This window comes from Streptomyces sp. NPDC023723 (assembly GCF_040639815.1).
In the GTDB taxonomy this organism is placed as follows: domain Bacteria; phylum Actinomycetota; class Actinomycetes; order Streptomycetales; family Streptomycetaceae; genus Streptomyces.
Map to the genome: position 1 here is coordinate 1 of NZ_JBFAAP010000035.1, position 18373 is coordinate 18373.

Sequence of the window (18373 nt, forward strand, 5' to 3'; positions counted from 1 at the left end):
CCGCTACGAACGCAAGCCCGAACACTTCCTCGCCTTCACCGCCATCGCCGCGACCCTCATATGCCACCGCAGACTCACCAAATGAAATGACGTCTAAGCCGTACCTAAGCCGTACCTACGCCCAGCTCACCCGGGACCCGGGCTCTTCCAGTCCCTGTGGGAGCTGCAACGCCGGATGGGCGGTGACACAGTCTGATCCGTGCTGGATACCCGCTCGCCCACCGTGACGAAAGGCCAGGCCACGTGAATTCCCCCGTCTCACCTTCGGATCCTGTCGCACGGAGTGCCGCCTCCTCCGCAGCGCAATACGCCGCGTCTCGGCATGCGGCGTGGCTCGGCGCCGCCGCGATCATCACCGACGAGGTCGGCCGGATTCTGCTGGTGCGCCCCACCTATCGCGAGGACGGCTCGTGGCTGTTGCCTGGAGGCGTCGTCGAAGCCGGCGAACACCCGCACATCACCTGCCGGCGCGAGATCACCGAGGAACTGGGCCTGGATCTGCCCCTGTCGGGCGTGCTCGCCGTCCATTCCTTCTCTCCGCACCACCCGGACCTCCAGCCCGGCACACACTGCCCCGGCGAGGTCCGGTTCGTCTTCGACGCGGGAACGCTGACCGCCGAGCAGGTGCGGGCGATCCGCCTGCCGCGCGAAGAGCTGTCCGAGTACGGCTTTTTGGAGACCTGGGACGCGGCGCAGCGGCTGCGCCCTGCGGACGGGCGGATCATGCTGGCCGCCTACCGTGCCCGACTCGGGAACACCGCGACCGCGCATCTCGCCGACGGCCGGCACCTCTTCGACGTGCCGGTACTGGACCGCCGTGACATCCACGTCCGCTACCGGCCTTCATGGAACAGCCCCCTCAACCGCGGTCCCATTCCCGGGCGGCTGCCCGTGCGGCAAGCCTGGGCGTGGTGCTTCGTCCCCGACGGCCGGGTCGTCGTCGTGGCCGACCCCGGCCCGCGGGGCTCGCTGCCGATGCTGCCCGGCGGCGCCCTGGAAGCGACCGACGCGACGCCGGAGGCCACCCTGCACCGCGGAGCCGCCGAGGAGGCGCAACTCACCCTGGCCGATCCGGTGCGACTGGGCTGGGTGCTGGACAAGACTGGTGAGGTTTACGGCGGAAAGGGTCCCAACGTCCGGCTCGGCCTGGCCGCCCGGGTCACCGGCATCGGGCCGGCGGCCGTCGACCCCGCCACCGGCCGTCCCTTCGCCCGCCTGCTCGCCGCCCCCGCCCAAGCAGCCGCCCTGCTGGGATGGGGCCCGCAAGGAGCCCGGCAAGCCCGACTCGCTGCGGAGACCGCCCGGGAGCGCTGGGCCCTGTCCACCGCTCGCGCCACCGCTGTCGAGGAGATCCCTGCGGAGGGGATGCGGCTGAGCCGACCCGAATGATCGATCCGCCTAGACTCGAGCCGCTCCACGCACCTCCGAGGAACCCCATGCCGTTGTCCCCCGACCACATCCGAATCGCCGTCGAGACGTATCTCGCTCGCCACCCTCACGAGCGCACTCAGCTCGGCGCCCTCCTGGACGCCCTCGACCATCCCACCGACAACACCAGTCGCTCCGCCTTCACCGGGCGCGTCACCTGCGGCGCGATCGTCGTCGACCCGCTCGGTCGGGTGCTGCACGTGCGGCACCTGGCGAGCGGGAAGGTGCGCGTCCCCGGCGGACGCACCGAGCCCTCCGACGAGTCGCTGGCAGACGGGGCGCTGCGGAAGCTGCACGAGGAGACCGGAATCCCGCCCCAGGCCGTGACGCCGTGGCCCGGCCACGAGACTGTGCCGTTCCACATCGACGTCCACCCGGGCGAAGGTGGACTCGGCCGCCAGCACTTGTACCTCCGGTTTCTCTTCCGCCTGTCCGCCAAGGCAGAAGTACCGGTGGTGTCGGAGGAAGAAGGGATCGGCCGCATCGAGTGGCGTCCCGCGGACGCGGTGGCCTTCCCCTTCCTGCGCGAGAAGCTGCTCAAGCTCCCGGCCAGGACCGAACCGGCAACGGCCAACGCCTCCGCGCTGATCTACAACGACTGCGGCGAGTACCTGCTTCACCTGCGCGACTACTTCCCCGGCCGGATCTGGGAGCCGGGCATGTGGTCGCTGCTGGGCGGCGGGCGAGAGCCCCAGGACGCCACCCCGGAGGACACCGTGCGGCGCGAACTGGCCGAAGAAGCCGGCCTCGATATCGCCGACCTGACCCCGTTCGGCACCGAATACGCCTCCGACGACGCCGGCACGAGCGTGCACATCGCCATCTACGCCGGCCGCTGGAACGGCGATCCCAGCGAACTCCATCTGACGGAAGGGGTGATGCTGGCCTGGTTCGCCCCCGGCGACCTCCACCGCCTGCGCATCGCGCCCACCACCAGCGACCTCGTACGGCGACACGCCGCCGGCCACCCGGCCGGCGCTTCCGGCACTGCTTCGCTAAGCGGGCCCGCGTCGTGCGAGGAGCGCCGCCCGGCCGCGCCGCGCGGAACGGTTCCCAACATCGTCGGCGTCCACCTCTACCTGGAGCGGTCCGACGGGACGGTGCTGCTCGGGCTGCGCCACCCTGACTCCGCGTTCGCGCCGTCCACCTGGCACGTCCTGGCCGGCCACTGCGAGCAGGAGAGTGCCGTCACCTGCTTGATCAGGGAGGCGCGCGAGGAAGCCGGCCTGCGCATCGAGCGCCGGAACGTCGAACTCGTCCATGTCATCCACCACGTCGACAAGGCCCGGGACCGGCCCCGCATGAGCCTGTTCTTCCGCGCCCGCGCCTGGAGCGGCGAGCCGGAGCTGCGCGAGCCGGACAAATGCACCGAGTGGAGGTTCTGGGACCCCTCCGCGCTTCCCGACAACCTCGTCTCGTACACCCGGGTGGCCATCGCAAAGATCCAGAACGGGGAGCTGTACAGCGAGACGGGCTGGCCCGCATGACCGGCACACCGAGCCGCGCACACCGTCGCGTGTCGACCGCGGCCGGACGCGAGGACACCCGTCTCGTGGTGATCCGCGGCAACTCGGCGTCGGGCAAGTCAAGCGTGGCCCAGGGACTGCGAGACCGCCACGGCCGCGGTGTGGCGATCGTGAGCCAGGACGTGATCCGCCGGAACGTGCTCAGGGAACACGACACCGCGCGTGGCGCCAACATCGCTCTGCTGGGCAGCATCGCACGCGAGGCACTGAACGCCGGCTTTCACGTGGTCCTCGAAGGGATCCTGTACGCCGACCGCTACAGTCACATGATCACGTCTCTGGTCCGGGATCACCGTGGCTTCTCCCGTTGCTACTACCTGGACGTGCCGCTGGAGGCGACGCTGGTCCGGCACGCGTCGAAGGCGGACGCCGCGTACCTCGCGCAAGTCACCGACCACCACCTCACCTCCTGGTACCGCGAGCTGGATTTGCTGCCCGGCGGTCTGGAGACCGTGATCCCGGCCGGCAGCACGCTGCAGGACACCGTCGCGCGCGTCCTGCGCGAAACCGGCCTGGCCTGTGCCTCCGCCGTCCCGCCACCGCAGTCCGTGCCGTCACAGGAAGACTCGATGAGCACTCCGGTGTTGATGTCCGATCCGCAGGTCGCCGCGGTCCCGGTGCGCGAGTGCGGGGAGCCGCTCGTCGACGTGCGAGATCACAGCTTCCGCGTCGATCCTCGCAAGCACGATCCGCTGGGCGCGTGCGCCCACGTCCGCGAGAGCGTCCTGGCCCGGCTGGAGCACGCCCGCTCGCTCCTGCCCGCCGGCACCGACCTGCTGTTCATCGAGGGCTACCGGCCACCGGCCCTCCAACGGCACTATTTCATCAAGTACCGGGACGAGCTGGCCGCTGCTCACCCCGACTGGACTGCTGAGCAGCTGCACCAGGCCACCAGCCGGTACGTGTCGCCGCCGCAGATCGCTCCGCACTCCGCGGGCGCGGCCGTGGACGTCACCCTCGTCGACCAGGACGGCCACGAACTGGACCTCGGCACTCGCGTCAACGCCTCCCCCGAGGAGAGCAACGGCGCCTGCTTCACTCACGCCCCGAACCTCAGCGATCACGCGCGCCACCACCGCACGCTGCTGCTCAACGCCATGGAGAAAGCGGGGTTCACGAATTACGGAACGGAGTTCTGGCACTTCTCGGCGGGGGACCGCTACGACGCGCTGATGCGGCAGGATCCACACGCGCGCTACGGACCGACCGAACTGCCCTGACGCACCGGCACCCTCGCCGCCCGCGCCGCTTCGAAGCACAGGAGCCCGGCCACCGCTGCCTGGCACGGTCGCGATCCCACATTCGCACCGGACGAAACGCATCGACATCGAACGGAGGCATCCATGCCCGACGACACCCAGCAGGCGAACCCAGCCGTCCCGAGCCCGGCGGCCGGAGACGAACCACGAGAGCACGACATGACCCTGCTCGGGCGCTACTACCGCCAAGTGGAAGCAGGCCGCAAGACGCTCGAAGTGCGGGTGGCCACCCCGCAGAAGAGCGCCGTCGCAGTCGGCGACACGATCGTCTTCCACGACCGGGACAGCGGGCGGGAACTCGACATCACCGTACGGCGGATCACCCGGTACCTCTCCTTCGAGGACCTGCTCAGCTCGGAGGACATCGCGCGCATCGATCCTGACGTGCCGCCCGGACAACTGCTCGCCGGCCTCCGGAGTATCTATCCGCCGGCCAAGGAAGACCTCGGCGTCCTCGTCTTCGCATTCGACCACCGCCCTGCGCGGCCGGGCCGTCCCATGCCGATGACGCCCACGCAGTATGCGCAGACCATTCCCCACCACACGGTGTACGGGTGCTTGTACATCCGCGACGAGGACGACCGGCCGGTCCAGCTGCGCTCGGTCTACGGTTCGCGCCCCTGGCAATTCCCGGGCGGGAATCTCGACGCCCAAGGAGAAGACCCGCTGCAGACCGCCCGCCGCGAGGCGGTCGAGGAGACCGGCCTGGAACTCGGCCTGGAGGCGCCGAGTCTGCTGCTGACGCACTTCCTGCACGCCGGGCCACGCCAGCCGCTGAACAAGGTGGGGTTCGTCTTCGACGGAGGACAGCTGAGCGCGGACCAGCTCGACCGGGTCCGGCTCGACCCCGCCGAACACGACATGTGGGCGGTCCACGACCTCTCCACCTGGCAGGAGCTGATGGCGCCACTCGCCTTCGCCCGGCTCGACGCCATCGAGCGAGCCCGCCGCGGTGTGGGGCCCTCCTACCTCGTCACGCACACCTGACCCCCAAGCACGGCAACCCAGGAGGTTTCATGTCCGCCGAGGACATCAACACCCGAGCATGGCAGGTCTACGGCCGGCGACAACTGGCTCGCGCCGTTACGCCGCCCGTCCCCAGCCAGATCGCCTGGACGCCCTGGAAGGGGGTCGGACCGGGAGCTGAAGTCCTCGGTGACATCGCCCGACGTCGCATTCTGGACATCGGCTCAGGGGCCGGTCACCACGCCGTCCATCTCGCACAGACGCACGGCGCACGCGTCACGGGGATCGAGCAGTCCCCGACCCAGCACGAACGCGCCGTCTCCGCCCACGCGGGCGTTGAGGGTGTGGATTTCAACCACGGGGACGTGGTCGAGTACCTGGCCGGGGCTGAGCCGTTCGACGCCGCGTACGCGATCGGGACGCTGGGATTCATCGACCCGCGCCGATCACTGCCTGCCCTGCGCGACGGACTGCGTCCCGACGCACCCTTGATTCTGTCGCTCCTGCACACCGACCTGCACGGCCGTGGTCCGTCCACGGAGGTGACACCGCGAGAGCAGATGATCCTGCTGCGCGACGATCCGCCTCTGCCGACGCAGATGTGGGTGCTGGCACCGCAGTTGTGGGAGAACCTGCTCACCGAGTACGGCTTCCGCGTCGAGGCCATCGACCTCCTGCCGCACCCCGACGAAAGTGCCTCGGCTGTCCAGCAGCTCATCCGCGCCCGGCGTCTGCACGAGCCGCCGGTACGGGCCTCCAGCCGCATCGTCGCGGAACCCTCGAACTGCCGGGCGGGAGCGTGGAGGCCGGGGAGTCCTTCGAAGCCACGGTCGTCCGCGAACTCGGTGAGGAGACCGGTCTGACCACGCGCACCGAAGACGTCAGGCTCTGGGAACTCTCGTCGACCAGGTCGGTGATGTCCTGCGGGTCACCGTCGGGGCACTCCTCCACGCCTGGCAGGGCGAGCCGACCACGCAGCCGAACGAGAGCGTCGGTGACTGGGCGTGGTACCCACTCGATCAGCTTCCCGACGGCCTGTTCGTGTGCAGCGCCCAGATCCTCACGGCATGGCGGCCCGACCTGGCCATCGACCACCCGCCCGCGCACTTCACGCGCTTCGTCCCCGGCACGTCGGCCCCCCTGGTTGACGGACCGGCCTGATGCCGACGTTTTGCAATGGAGACCGCACCTGGGCGCTCCATGCCGGACAGCAGGCAGTCAGCCTCCCCGCGCCGAGCGACCCAGCAGCGCACTCCGGCCCCGGCCTCGGCCTCGCTCAGAACCCACTCCGTGTCCAGCTGAGGAGACCCGTGCCCCCACAGCCCCCTTCCTTGCTCGCCGTATTCGCCCACCCCGACGACGAGTCCCTGCTCGCCGGCGGTGTACTCGCTCAGCACCGAGCGAGCGGAGCACGCACAGGAGTCGTCACCACCACGTGGAGTCCCGTCAGCCACCGGGCAGATGAACTCCGCGATGCGCTGGCAGTACTTGGTGCCGGCTCCCCTCGCATGCTCGGATACCGCGACGCGCGCAACGAGTCATCTGCACCCGACCGGTCTCGCCTGTGCGACACCCCCGTCGGAGAGGTCGTCGAGGACCTGGTCGTCTGGATCCGCCGCTTCCGCCCCGACGCCGTGGTGACCCACGATGCGCTCGGCCAGATGACCGGACACCCCGACCACCGCAGCACGCACCAGGCCACGGTTCTGGCGGTCGAGGCCGCGGCGATCGGCAGCTTCCTCCCCGAGCACGGACGGCCCTGGCACACCCGGGCCCTGTACTTCGCCACCCACACGGAATCCGGCGCCGACCCGCTGGCCGCAGTGCTGGCCAACGTGGGCAAAAGCACGCTGACCGTCCCCGACGCCTACGCCAGCGTGACCGTGGACGTGAGCGAGTGGCTGCCACTGAAGTGGCAGGCGATCCAGGCCCACCGGAGCCAGGTCGCGGCGGCACGTCCGCTGCCCGGACTTCTGGCAAGGATGCCGTCCGCGCAGCGCGAGGACATCTTGCGCACCGAGGTCTTCACTCGGATGTCCCTTGGCCCCGTGCCGGCGAGTTCCACGGTCCTGACGTGCTGAGGGGCGAAGAAAACATATCGCCCAGCGTTGCCCGTTGGCACTACTTCGTTCCGCCATGTCCGTCTCGGTAGGTGGGCCTTTCGGGAGGGGGTGAGGCAGGGCCTGCTGGTCAGAGAGTTGCCAACTGATGCTTCCTGGCATAGCTGCCCGCGTAACATGCAGTCACATTCTCCACCTATTACGAAAGGAAAGGATCCGGATGGACGCCGAACTCGTACGTTCATGGGTGGAGGGCTGGGTCGTCTCACGCGGAGCCGCACCGCCAGTGGTCGAGCCCTGGGGTCTAACCGTCGACGTCGGGCTGATTGGCCAGGTCACCCGGCACGTGCTGTTCGATGCCGACGAGTCGCTGGTCCGCAAACTTAGCGAGACGGCCACCGCCCCGGGCACCTGGCTCAAGCTCTTCTTGCCACCGCAGACCGTCGCCCCGTGGGTAGTGCCCGGCTGGCGCTTCGGCGACGACGGCTTTCTGATGTCGGTACCACTGCACCCAACCGCCGCCGATGCCCCTGACGGGTACCAGGTCCGCACTTGGGCGCGGGGCGGCGTTACGTGGTTGCTCGTTCTGACTGAGGACGGCGAGTTCGCGGCACGTGGACAGCTCGCTGTGCCCAGCCCCGGGCGTACTGCCGTCGTCGACCAGGTCGAGACATCCCCGGCCCACCGCCGCAGGGGACTTGGCGGCTTCGTCATGCGGACGCTTGAGAACGCTGCCGTTGCCGCTGGCTCCTCGACTGCTGTACTGGCCGCGACGACCGAGGGGCAGGCGTTGTACGAGTCCGTAGGCTGGCGCACCCACGGCCCGCTGACCAGCCTGGTCCGCGACGGTTCACCACAGACAGCGGGAACCTGAGTAGAAGTTCGTGGGCTGATGTTCTTTTCCGGAGCAGAATATGGGCAGGGCAGCTGGTCAGCATGCCGCCGGCTACTGCTTCTTGAAGAGGAGGGGGCTGTGCTCGTAGTCGCGGACCAGGCGCCGGTGCAGTAGACGGTCGCGACGTCGATCCCCAGGTCGGCGCCGTGCGCGACAACCTGGTTCTTGAAGCCCTGATAGACCAGGGCTTTGCGGACGTTTCCGCCGGCGTGCTCGGCGCCCTGGTCCAGCAGGCCGATGCCCGCGGCGTTGTCGTGGGTGATCGCGGCGCGGACGACGACCGCGACGACCAGTCCGAGGACGTCCACGGCAAGACCCCGCTTGGGGGTCGGGTCCTCTAATCGTCCAATCGTCTAATCGTCGGGCGCGATCCCTGACCTGGCAGTGCAGGAGTCGTACGGGGCACGCCGCAGGCGGCCGGAGCGGTGGTCGTCATGTGGCCTCGCCGCGCCGGCCGCTGCCTGCACGATCTCTCTGCACCGCGGCGACGGGCGCACGTACTTGACCACCTACCGGATGTCCTCGGGTGTCACCTTCGACAGGCCGATGTGCCCGATCTTTCCCTCGTCCCGCAGGGCGTGCAGTACGGCGATCTGGTCGTCCCGCGTGGCGATCAGCACGTGCCACGTGCCACGTGCTCGGGGTAGGGGTGGAGCGCCTCGCGGATGAGGTGTTCGACGGTGTGCGGGCCGTAGGCGTCGGTGGTGTCGATGTGGCTGATGCCGTGGCCGTACAGCGATCCGGCCGACGGCTGTGCCCGACACCAGCGGGACGGCGAGCGCGGCGACCGGGACGGTAGTGACCGCGCGGCCCTGGTGGCGCAGCAGTGACATGTCCAATGCGCAGCCGAGGGAGAGCATGAACAGGGAGGACGCTCGCGGAGATCCGCTCTGATTTCACCCCTGCTCCCGCCCGCCGGACAGGCCCAGCGCCTCCCACCAGCCCCCGAGAGTGGGGTTCGCCGAGAGGTCCTGGAGGGTGACCTCGACGCCGTAGCGATGCCACAGGACCATGAGGTGCATCATCCTGATCGAGTCGAGGCCGAGGGAGACGAGGTCGGTGTTCTCGTCGAGTCCTTCGACGTCCTCCTCCAGCGTCTCCGCGAGGTCCCCGAGGACCTGCTCGCGGGTCAGCTGCCGCGCAGGCGACGTCATGCGACCGGGCCTCCGTTCGTGAGGGCCGACCGTGCGGCGTTGTCCGCCTTGGTGGATTCCGCCGACAGCTCGATGCCGTCCGAGGACGGTACGGTCCAGCCGAGACCGTCGGTTGAGGGGACCAGGCCGTCAGGGAAGAGGGGGCGTTCCAGCGCGGTCGCACCGCCGAGCGAGGCGCGGGCCTGGATCTCGTTCATGCCCTGCATCACCTCCGTCACGACGCCGGTGCCGAACAGCTCGCCCATCTGCTCGCCGCTTGCCGTCTGCGCGGGCCCGGTCCTGGTGACGGCGTCCGCCAGGTCGCGGGACGAGCCGGCGAACCGCTCCCTCAGGGCGTCGGCGTCCGTGAGCGCCGATTCGCCGGAGGAGACCCCGCCGACCAGTTCGACGAAGGCGCGCAGGTCGGTGGCCTCGGCCTGGGAGACTTTGCGGGCCTGCCAGAAGTAGGAGTCCTCGCCCTGCTGCATGTCGTAGAAGGCGAGCAGGAATTCGTAGAAGACGCCGTACTCGCGGCGGTAGCGGCGTTCGAACTCGCCGAAGGCGCGCTCCTCGTCGAGGTTGCCCGACAGCGTGCTGTTGATCGAGCGGGCGGCGAGCAGGCCGCCGTAGGTGGCGAGGTGGACGCCGGTGGAGAAGACGGGGTCGACGAAGCAGGCCGCGTCGCCGACCAGCACCATCCCGGGCTGCCAGAAGCGTTGCATGGCGTAGGAGTAGTCCTTGCGGACGCGGAGTTCGCCGTAGGGGCCCTCGGTGACGCGGGTGGCGTCGGAGAGGTAGTCCTTGATCATGGGGGCGCGTTCGATGAACTGGGCCATCGCGGCCTCGGGGTCCCGTGAGAGGGTGCCGGCCTGGGAGCGGTTGACGACGGCGCCGACGCTGGTGAGGGTGTCGGTGAGGGGGATGTACCAGAACCAGCCGTCGTCCCAGGCGCAGCACAGGATGTTGCCGGAGTCCGGCGCGGGGAGCCGTTTGCCGCCCTCGTAGTAGCCGTAGAGGGCGACGTTGCGGAAGAAGTCGGAGTAGTCGCGGCTGCCGACCGTGCGGGCGAGTCTGCTGTTGCTGCCGGAGGCGTCGACGACGAACCGGGCGCTGGTTTCGTGGGGTTGGCCGTCCGAGTCGGTCCAGCGCAGGCCGGTCACCCGGTCGTCCTCGGTCAAGGTGGCTACGGCGGTGCACTGTTCGCGGACGTCGACGCCGACCCGGCGGGCGTTGTCGAGGAGGATCTTGTCGAACTTCATCCGCTCGACCTGGTAGGCGGTGGAGGTGGGTCCGGACATCAGGGGTGAGTAGGCGAACAGGAAGTTCCAGGGTTCCGGTTTGGCGCCCCAGCGGAAGGTGCCGCCGCGCTTGGGCATGAACCCGGCCTTCTCCACTTCCTCGGTGACCCCGAGGAACCGACATATTCCGTGGATGGTCGCGGGCAGCAGGGACTCGCCGATCTGGTGGCGCGGGAAGGACTCCTTCTCCAGGAGCAGGACGCGGTGGCCGGCCATCGCCACCAGGGCGGCCGTGGTGGAGCCGCCGGGGCCGCCGCCGACCACGACGACGTCGTACGAAGGGTTGGGCATGGGCATATGAGCTCTCCCTGGAGCTGGAGGCGGGGGCGGGGGCGTGCGAGGGGGCCTACGAAAGGGGGCCTACGAGGACACCGGGTTCGTTCGCAGGGCCTTCTTGGAGACCTTGCCGACGCCGGTCAGCGGGAAGGCGTCGACGAACTTGAAGCGGTCGGGGACCTTGTAGGCGGCGATGCCGCGCGCGTGCAGGAACGCGGTGAGTTCGGCGGCGCTCGGCTCGACGCCACTGGGGATGACGTAGGCGCAGGAGCGCTCGCCGAGGAAGAGGTCGGGCAGGGCGACCACGGCGGCGTCGTGCACGGCCGGGTGGGCGAGGAGGTGGTTCTCCACCTCCGCGGCGGCGATTTTCTCGCCGCCGCGGTTGATCTGGTCCTTGGCCCGGCCCTCGACGACGAGGTAGCCGTCGGGACGCAGCCGGACAAGGTCTCCGGTGCGGTAGTAGCCGTCCGGTGTGAAGGCCTTGGCGTTGTGCTCGTCGGCCCGGTAGTAGCCGCGGATGGTGTACGGCCCCCGGGCCAGGAGCTCGCCCGTCCCACCCTCGGACACGTCCCTGCCCTCCGGGTCGACGATGCGGAACTCGTCTCCCGGTGAGATGGGTCGGCCCTGGGTGTGCACGACGACCTCCTCGGGGTCGTCCAGGCGGGTGAAGCAGATCAGTCCCTCGGCCATGCCGAACGCCTGCTGCAGGGTGCAGCCCAGCGTGGGCCGGATCCGCTTGGCGAGCTCCGCGCCGCACTTGGCGCCGCCCACCTGGAGGACCCGCAGGCTGGACAGGTCGTGCCGTTCGGACGCGGCTTCCAGCCAGATCAGGGCCAGCGGCGGGACGACCGAAGTGTGGGTGACGCGTTCGGCGGCGATGAGCGCGAACGCCACGTCCGGGCTGGGCAGCGGGGCGAGGACACAGGTCGCGCCGACGGCCACGGCGCCGATGACGCCCGGTGAGACCAGGGGGAAGTTGTGGGCCACGGGGAGGACCGCGAGATAGACGCTGTCCTCGTCGAAACCGCTGGCCCGCGCGCAGGCATGGGCGGTGTAGAGATAGTCGGCGTGGGTGCGGGGGATGAGTTTGGGCAAGGCCGTTGTACCGCCCGAGAGCTGGAGCAGTGCCACGTCGTGCGGTGCGGGGCCCTCTTCGTCCGCCGGTACGGGATCGTCGTACAGCTCGTCCAAGGGGTGACATCGGCCGTCGTCGGGTGCGTCCCCGGCGGCCAGTACCCAGGTGAGGCTTGGTACGGCGGTCCGGACCTGCTCCGCCAAGGCGAGGAAGTCGAACCCGCGGTCCGCGGCGGGCACCACGTAGGCGACCGCCTCGGTGGAGGCGCACAGGTGGGTGATCTCGCTGCTGCGCAGCGCGGGGAGGGCCATCACGGGGACGGCCCCGATGCGGAACAGGGCGAAACACACGTCGTGGAACTCGGCGACGTTGGGAAGCTGGACGACCACCCGGTCGTCCCTGCGCACACCGAGCCGCCGTAGTCCGGTGGCCAACTGATCCGCGCGATGGTCGAGTTCGTCGTACGACACTCTGCGGGTGCCGCAGACCACTGCTGTTTTCGCACCGCGGTGTCGGGCTTGGTCGCGCAGTACCGAACCCAGGGTGTGGTCGCCCCAGAATCCTGCTGATCGGTAGCGCTCGGCGAATTCCTGCGGCCAGGTGGGACAGCCGGGGAGCACTCGCATCACCTCTTGTCCGGACCGCTCCGCACGAGCGGAGCGATGTGGGGCGGACGAGGTCGGCGTCGGCCTCGCGGAGGTGGTGATGGCGAGGGTTACCTTAGCGAGCGCCCTGTGCACGGTCAATGACGGGAAGCTACTTGGCAGGTGCGGGAGTGGCAGCCAAGTCGGGGCTGCATTCGATGAGTTGGCGGCCGGAGGGGGTGCGGCCCACCGTCACGGCGCGTAGCCCCGCAGCCGCCGTCAGCGCGGTGAAGTCGGCGAGTGAACGCTCCCGTCCGCCGAGCGTGACCAGCATGCGCAGGTCCACGTCCGTACGGGGGTAGGCCACCTCCTCGTCGTCCAGGACAGGCTCCACGATCAGCAACTTGCCGGTGTCACCCAGGGCTTGGGCGCAGCGCTGGAGAATCTCCGCCGCCTTCTCGTCGTTCCAGTCGTGCAGCACCCGGGAGAGCAGGTACAGGTCCGCGCCGCAGGGCAGCGGGTCGAAGAAGCTGCCGGGGTGGACGCCGACGCGGTCCGTCACGCCGGCCTCGGCCAGCACGGGGGCGGCCTGGGCGGTCGTCGCGGGCAGGTCCAGGAGGGTGCCGCGCAGCTTGGGGTGCGCTTGCAGAATCGTGGCCAGCTGCCGGCCGTTGCCGCCGCCCACGTCGACCACATGGGTCACGCCGTCCCAGGCGTACGCCTTGGCGACCTCGTCGGCGACCACCCGCAGTTGGGTGCTCATCAGGGCGGCGAAGGCGGCGCCCCGCTCGGGCTCGGCGGCGAGGTCCTGCCAGAAGTCGCGGCCGAACAGCCCGTCGAAGGCCGGCCGGCCGGTCAGAACCGAGTCGAGCAGACCGCTGAACGCCTGGTCCGAGCGGCCGAGCCCGCCCCGCAGGTCGAGCCAGTCCCGCAGCCTCGACGCGTGCCCTGTGCCCAGCAGCTTGCCGAGCGGGGTCATGGCGAAGACGCCGGGCTCGGGTTCGGCCGTGATGCCCCGGGTCACCAGATGACGCAATACCCGCCGCAGCGCGTCCGGTTCGGCGCCGGTCCGGGCGGCGAGATCGTCGGCCGGCGCGCTCCCGCCGTCGAGCAGGTCCGGAATGCGCAGGGTGGCCACGACCCGTACGGCGAAGGGGGTGACGACGTCGGACAGGGCGTAGAGGCGAGCCAGTTGATCGCCCTCGTCGGGGGCGCCGAAGGTGTGGGCGAAACGCTCGCCCGGGTTCTCGTCGGTGGGCATGGCGTGCTCCTCGAAGGTGTCGTGGGGAGCCGAGCCGGCCGGGTCCGGCGCGTCGCGCCAGGGGCGTGGTGAGCGGGGCGGCCTCCGGTGGGCGGTGCGGCGGTGGTTCTCCCGGCCGGGCCGGTGCGGCGAAGTCACACCCTGACCGGGGCCGGTCGTGACGGCAACGGGGCCGGGTGATCGCCCTGGCCTGAATCCCTTCTTGCGGACACTGTCCGCAAGCTCGTAGTCTGTCGGAAGAACCGACAGTCGCACCAGGCCTGAGGAAGTGACGTGACCGCCCAGCAGACACAGGTGGAGAGTCCGGCCGGAGCCGGACCGGGCGGCCGCGCGGTGGTGGCCGCGCTGCTGCTGGCGGCGTTCGGCGCCAGCCTGGCGCAGACGGTGGTGGTCGCGGCCCTGCCCAGCCTGCAGGCCGACCTCGGTACTTCGTCGACGGGCGTGGCCTGGGTGCTGACCTCGTTCATGCTCGCCAGCGCCATCTCCGTGCCGATCGCCGGCCGGCTCGGGGACGCCCGCGGCTACCGGCGGGTACTGGTCGGCTGCCTGGCCTCGTTCGCGGTGGGCGCGCTGGTGGCGGCGCTGGGTACCCATATGGGATCCCTCGGCGTCCTCGTCACCGGGCGGGTGCTCCAAGGCCTGGCGGGCGGTGTCTTCCCGCTGGCGATGGGGATCGTACGGAGTTCGGTCGCCCCGGCCCGGATCCCTCAGGTGGTGGCCGTGCTCAGCGCGATGTTCGGCGTCGGCGGCTCCGCCGGCATGGTGATCGCCGGACCGCTCGTGGAGGCCTTCGGCACGGAGTCGCTGTCGTGGCTGACTCTCGTCCTCGCGGCAGCCGCGCTCGCCGGAGTCCGGTTCCTGCCGGCCGGCAGGGGGGTGTCCGGTGGCCGGATCGACCTGGTCGGTGCCGTGATTCTCTCGGGTGCCCTGGTCTGCCTGCTGCTGGCGATCAGCGAGGGCAACATCCGGGGCTGGAAGTCGGCCGGAATCATCTCCCTGTTCGCCGCCGCCGTCGTCCTGCTGGCGGTGTTCGCCGTGGTCGAACTGCGCTCGGCGGACCCGCTCATCGACCTCCGGCTGCTGAAGGTGCGCGCGTTCGCCGCCGCCAACCTGATCGCCTTCATCATCGGCGCCGCGATGTTCGGCTCCATCACGCTGATCCCGCGCTTCGTCGAGACGCCCGAGGCGAGCGGCTACGGCTTCACCCTCTCCGCCGCCGGCGCGGGCCTCGTGATGCTTCCGGTGGGTGTGTTCACCCTGATCGCGAGCCCGCTGTCCGGTCGGCTGACCGCCCGGTTCGGGCCTCGGCTGCCGCTGTGCGTCGGGGCCGGATGCGCTGCCGTGGCCTTCGCCTGGCTCGCCGCCGCCCACGGCAGCGTGTGGGACTTCTACCTGACCGGCGTGCTCGTCGGAGCGGGATACGGGCTGGCGTTCGCGGCCCTGGGCAACCTGGTCGTCGCCTCCGTGGAGCCCCGTCACACGGGCGTGGCTGTCGGTGTGAACACCATCGTCCGTACCGTCGGCGGCGCCCTCGGCGCGCAGATCGCCTCAGCGTTGCTCGTGGCCTCGCCCTCGCGCCGAATCCCCGGGCTGCCCGACGTGTCCGGCTATACGCACGGATTCGTCCTGTTCGCGTTTGTCGCGGTGGCCGCGCTCGTCGCCACGCTCGCCATGCCTCGCCGGGTTGGTGAAGCGTCACCGGAACCGGAGACGGCACCGGTCTGAATCAGGAGGCCGCGGGGGGCCGGGGACTCTCGCACAACGGACAGCCGACGGGATGGCCGTCCTCCGGGTCGGTCGCGGCGGGGCTGGATCCGGAGCAGCGGTCGCGTCGCTGAGGGGCGGAGCGGAGGCCCCCGATGAGCAGTTCGACCTCTGTCTCGTAGATCTCGTCCGCGGTGACCGTCTGCAGATGCGGACCGACCTCCCGCAGTCGCGGCCACACCTGTGCCGGATGCGCCAGCGCGGCGGCCGTCATCCGCTCGGCCCGCTCCGGGCTGGTCAGAGCGGAGTGCAGCTCGCGGTGGACGCGCCCGACCAGGACGTCCACGACGGACTGGTAGTAGCGGGCCGCCCAGTGCGCGTCGAAGCCCGCGTCGTCGAGGATGGACAGGATCGCCTCGGTCAGCTTCAGCACGCTGGGTCCGCGGTTGCCACGGGTGACGATCAGCTCGGTCAGGCCCTTGTACGCCAGCAGCTGGGAGCGCATCGCGCGAGCCAGCGTGCGCAGCCGTTCCTCCCAGGAACCCTCGTATGCCTCCGGAACCGCCAGGTCACGGTCGGCGATCGCGTCGGCCACCAGGTCGAGCAGATCGTCCTTGTCGGAGATGTGGCGGTACAGGGCCATGCGGGAGACGCCGAGCCGGTCCGCCAGCCGCCGGATGCTGAGTGCCTCCAGGCCCTCGTCGCGGGCGATGCCGAGCGCTGCCACCACGATCTGATCGCGGTTCAGCGTGCCCCAGGGCAGCGGGGATCGAGTGTGCGCGTCTTCCTGCCGGTCCATGACGGGGAACGTACCCGACCCTGCCGGTGCGGGATGACCCCGGGGGCCGTGCGGGTGGGGCCGACGGGTGAACCCGCCCGTCTGGCGGAAGATTCTTTCGAGCGCAACTTGCGGACGGCGTCCACGTCTCGTACATTTGCTCGCGGTGATGGCACACCTTGATCAACTGCACTGTCCCTTACTGCCGCTTTCCGGACGCCTGTCCTGTCGTCCGGTGAAGATACTCCCGAGCGTCGGGGGCGGCGGGTTTCCTGCGGTTGAGTGTCCGCTGCGGGACGGGATGTACCGGATACGCGGCAGATTTTTCCCCTGTTCGCACAGATATTCTGCTCTGTTCTCGCGTTCTTTCGTGCCGTTTTCGATGCGGGGTGCCTGAAATGCGCGTACTCCTCCTGAGCGGGCTCGGTCCTGCCTACATCAACGCAGCCTATCTCCGGGGTTCGCTCTTCGAAACCCAGTGGAATGATCGGGTACGGGAAGTGGTACGCAGGGCCGGTCATTCGGACCTCTCCCTGGACGACCTGGCCTTCACCTACGGCGGAAAGCGGTACGCGCTGCTGCGTTCGCACAACACCTCCATTCCGCACCTCACCACCTTCACCCTCAACTCCATTCTCCAGAACTCCAACCACGAATTCGCGTCGGTGAGCCTCCAGGACGTCTGGCAGCAGCAGGCCGAGGTGCCCTCCGGCGACTTCGACGCCGTCCTGCTGTCGACTACGTACATCTGGAACGCGTCCATCCTGTCCGCTGCCGTGCGCTGGATCACGGAGAACCTCCCGGATGTGCCCGTCGTCGCCGGCGGTCAGTTCACCAACCTCAAGTTCCCGCAGGTCATGAGGGACCATCCGGAGATCGTCGCCGTGGTGCGCGGGGACGGCGAGGAGGCGCTGCCGCGCACCCTCGACGTCCTCGAACGCCGGGGTGGTCTCGCCTCGGTCCCGGGTGTCGTCTGGCGGGACGGCGACCGCGTCCGTGTCAACCCCGTCGCATACGTGGACATCGACGCCTTCCCGTCTCCAGGATTCCCGGGAAGCGCGCCGGTCGTGCCGTACGAATCCATGCGGGGCTGTCCGTTCGACTGCAAGTTCTGCTCCTTTCCCGCAGCCTCCCCGAAATGGCGCTACAAATCCGCTGAGAAGATCCGCGACGACTGGCTCTCCTACGGCGACACGAACGGCGCCCGGATGATCTCCGCCATGGACTCGACGTTCACCATCCCGCCCACCCGGCTGCGGCGGCTCCTGGAAATCCTGCCGGGCTCCGGAATTCCCCGATGGGAGGGATACAGCAGGGCGAACACCATCAGTTCGGTCGGACTCGTGGATGGTCTCGTCAAGTCCAACTGCGTCCAACTGCATCTCGGTTTCGAATCCATGAACGACGAAACCCTCAAACGGATGAGCAAGCGGGTGAGCGTCGGACAGAATCGCCGGGCGATGGATCTGCTCAGTGGCAGCGGGCTGTCGTACGAGATCTTCTTCATCGTCGGGTATCCCGGTGAGACTCCCGAGATGTTCAGGGACACTCGTGACTATCTCGTGGACGAATTCGTCGGATACTTCCAGCTGAGCCGGTTCTCCATCACGGACGAGACGATGCCGCTGTGGCAGGACCGGCAGGAATTGCGGATCGAGGCCGACGATCCCAGCAACCCCGCGTCGGCGTGGTCGCACATCGGGATGGACAGCGCACAGGCCGACCGTCTGCAGGCCGACACCCTGGACCGGGTGCGGCTGCGCAACGACAAGGCGGTGTACCTGCTGTGGCAACGCCAGTACCAGCACGAGCTGATGCCCGACCGCGACCGCTGGACCAACATCGCGGTGGAGAAGGCCGTCGATCGGCTCGCCATGGCGCCCCGGGACCACGACGACCTCGACCGGGCCGCCCACGAGGTGCGCGCCCAACTGGCGCGACTTCGTGACCACGGTGTCGAACTGGTGCCGGACGGCCGCGAGTTGTGCCGCAAGGCGATTTGATCACGGTACCGATCGGACCACTTCCGCGTGCCTCGGCCGCCCCAGCTCCCTGCCCCAGCTCCCTGCCTCAGCTCCTTGCCTCTTGCCGTTCCCGCTCTGCGGCGCGTCCCCGTCCCCCCCCACCCGC

The 18373-nt window shown here is 69.6% G+C and carries 13 protein-coding genes and 3 pseudogenes; 9 read left to right on the forward strand and 7 right to left on the reverse strand.

Features of this window, described 5'->3' with window-relative positions; all coding sequences use genetic code 11:
* Positions 1-243: 243 nt before the first annotated feature.
* From AB0G32_RS28430 to AB0G32_RS28460, 7 genes and pseudogenes are all read left to right on the forward strand, one after another.
* Entirely contained in the window at positions 244-1389 is a 1146-nt protein-coding gene (locus tag AB0G32_RS28430) for an NUDIX hydrolase (protein WP_361169255.1), read from the forward strand.
* A gap of 47 nt (positions 1390-1436) precedes the next feature.
* The gene (locus AB0G32_RS28435) at positions 1437-2915 is read left to right on the forward strand and encodes an NUDIX domain-containing protein (RefSeq protein ID WP_361169257.1); all 1479 of its coding nucleotides are present in this window, start codon (positions 1437-1439) and stop codon (positions 2913-2915) included.
* 65 nt (positions 2916-2980) lie between these two features.
* Complete coding sequence (locus tag AB0G32_RS28440) at positions 2981-4174, forward strand: M15 family metallopeptidase (protein ID WP_361169261.1); 1194 nt, start codon at positions 2981-2983, stop codon at positions 4172-4174.
* 123 nt (positions 4175-4297) lie between these two features.
* A complete protein-coding gene (locus AB0G32_RS28445) occupies positions 4298-5200 on the forward strand; it encodes an NUDIX domain-containing protein (RefSeq protein ID WP_361169264.1) in 903 nt (300 codons plus the stop codon).
* Positions 5201-5229: 29 nt separating this feature from the next.
* Positions 5230-6340, forward strand: a pseudogene (locus AB0G32_RS28450) (bifunctional class I SAM-dependent methyltransferase/NUDIX hydrolase).
* Positions 6340-7260: a PIG-L deacetylase family protein gene (locus AB0G32_RS28455; RefSeq protein ID WP_361169267.1), complete on the forward strand. Its 921-nt coding sequence runs from the start codon at positions 6340-6342 to the stop codon at positions 7258-7260. Before AB0G32_RS28450 ends, AB0G32_RS28455 begins: the two are co-directional and overlap by 1 nt.
* A gap of 199 nt (positions 7261-7459) precedes the next feature.
* Positions 7460-8113, forward strand: a complete 654-nt coding sequence (locus tag AB0G32_RS28460) for a GNAT family N-acetyltransferase (protein ID WP_361169270.1) — start codon at positions 7460-7462, stop codon at positions 8111-8113.
* Positions 8114-8256: 143 nt separating this feature from the next.
* Here AB0G32_RS28460 and AB0G32_RS28465 read toward each other — a convergent pair.
* The 6 genes and pseudogenes from AB0G32_RS28465 to AB0G32_RS28490 form a co-directional block, all read right to left on the reverse strand.
* Positions 8257-8527: pseudogene (locus tag AB0G32_RS28465) on the reverse strand (IS5/IS1182 family transposase); the annotation flags it as partial.
* A 119-nt stretch (positions 8528-8646) separates the two neighbouring features.
* Positions 8647-8858: pseudogene (locus tag AB0G32_RS28470) on the reverse strand (aldo/keto reductase); the annotation flags it as partial.
* Between the two features lie 172 nt (positions 8859-9030).
* Complete coding sequence (locus AB0G32_RS28475) at positions 9031-9288, reverse strand: phosphopantetheine-binding protein (protein WP_361169273.1); 258 nt, start codon at positions 9286-9288, stop codon at positions 9031-9033.
* Entirely contained in the window at positions 9285-10856 is a 1572-nt protein-coding gene (locus AB0G32_RS28480; RefSeq protein WP_361169276.1) for a tryptophan 7-halogenase, read from the reverse strand. The genes AB0G32_RS28475 and AB0G32_RS28480 overlap by 4 nt, the downstream gene beginning before the upstream one ends.
* Before the next feature lie 69 nt (positions 10857-10925).
* Positions 10926-12542, reverse strand: coding sequence for an AMP-binding protein (locus tag AB0G32_RS28485; RefSeq protein WP_361169279.1), 1617 nt, complete (start codon positions 12540-12542; stop codon positions 10926-10928).
* Positions 12543-12672: 130 nt separating this feature from the next.
* The gene (locus AB0G32_RS28490; RefSeq protein WP_361169282.1) at positions 12673-13761 is read right to left on the reverse strand and encodes a methyltransferase; all 1089 of its coding nucleotides are present in this window, start codon (positions 13759-13761) and stop codon (positions 12673-12675) included.
* Between the two features lie 273 nt (positions 13762-14034).
* Between AB0G32_RS28490 and AB0G32_RS28495 the strand changes: the two genes are divergently transcribed.
* On the forward strand, positions 14035-15486 hold the full coding sequence (locus tag AB0G32_RS28495) for an MFS transporter (protein WP_361169285.1): 1452 nt from the start codon (positions 14035-14037) through the stop codon (positions 15484-15486).
* Position 15487: 1 nt separating this feature from the next.
* Here the strand turns inward: AB0G32_RS28495 and AB0G32_RS28500 are convergent, their stop codons facing one another.
* Positions 15488-16264, reverse strand: coding sequence for a TetR/AcrR family transcriptional regulator C-terminal domain-containing protein (locus tag AB0G32_RS28500; protein WP_361169288.1), 777 nt, complete (start codon positions 16262-16264; stop codon positions 15488-15490).
* Positions 16265-16641: 377 nt separating this feature from the next.
* Here AB0G32_RS28500 and AB0G32_RS28505 point away from each other — a divergent pair, with 377 nt between their 5' ends.
* Positions 16642-18246 (forward strand): radical SAM protein, encoded by a 1605-nt coding sequence (locus AB0G32_RS28505; RefSeq protein ID WP_361169291.1) that lies wholly within the window; start codon positions 16642-16644, stop codon positions 18244-18246.
* The last annotated feature ends 127 nt before the right edge of the window (positions 18247-18373 follow it).

Excerpts from the sequence above, each read along its gene's own strand:
- AB0G32_RS28435 (WP_361169257.1), top strand. The coding sequence starts at position 1,437 with ATGCCGTTGTCCCCCGACCACATCCGAATCGCCGTCGAGACGTATCTC.
- AB0G32_RS28445 (WP_361169264.1), top strand. The coding sequence starts at position 4,298 with ATGCCCGACGACACCCAGCAGGCGAACCCAGCCGTCCCGAGCCCGGCG.
- AB0G32_RS28455 (WP_361169267.1), top strand. The coding sequence starts at position 6,340 with ATGCCGACGTTTTGCAATGGAGACCGCACCTGGGCGCTCCATGCCGGA.
- AB0G32_RS28460 (WP_361169270.1), top strand. The coding sequence starts at position 7,460 with ATGGACGCCGAACTCGTACGTTCATGGGTGGAGGGCTGGGTCGTCTCA.
- AB0G32_RS28475 (WP_361169273.1), bottom strand. The coding sequence starts at position 9,288 with ATGACGTCGCCTGCGCGGCAGCTGACCCGCGAGCAGGTCCTCGGGGAC.
- AB0G32_RS28480 (WP_361169276.1), bottom strand. The coding sequence starts at position 10,856 with ATGCCCAACCCTTCGTACGACGTCGTCGTGGTCGGCGGCGGCCCCGGC.
- AB0G32_RS28485 (WP_361169279.1), bottom strand. The coding sequence starts at position 12,542 with ATGCGAGTGCTCCCCGGCTGTCCCACCTGGCCGCAGGAATTCGCCGAG.
- AB0G32_RS28490 (WP_361169282.1), bottom strand. The coding sequence starts at position 13,761 with ATGCCCACCGACGAGAACCCGGGCGAGCGTTTCGCCCACACCTTCGGC.
- AB0G32_RS28500 (WP_361169288.1), bottom strand. The coding sequence starts at position 16,264 with ATGGACCGGCAGGAAGACGCGCACACTCGATCCCCGCTGCCCTGGGGC.
- AB0G32_RS28505 (WP_361169291.1), top strand. The coding sequence starts at position 16,642 with ATGCGCGTACTCCTCCTGAGCGGGCTCGGTCCTGCCTACATCAACGCA.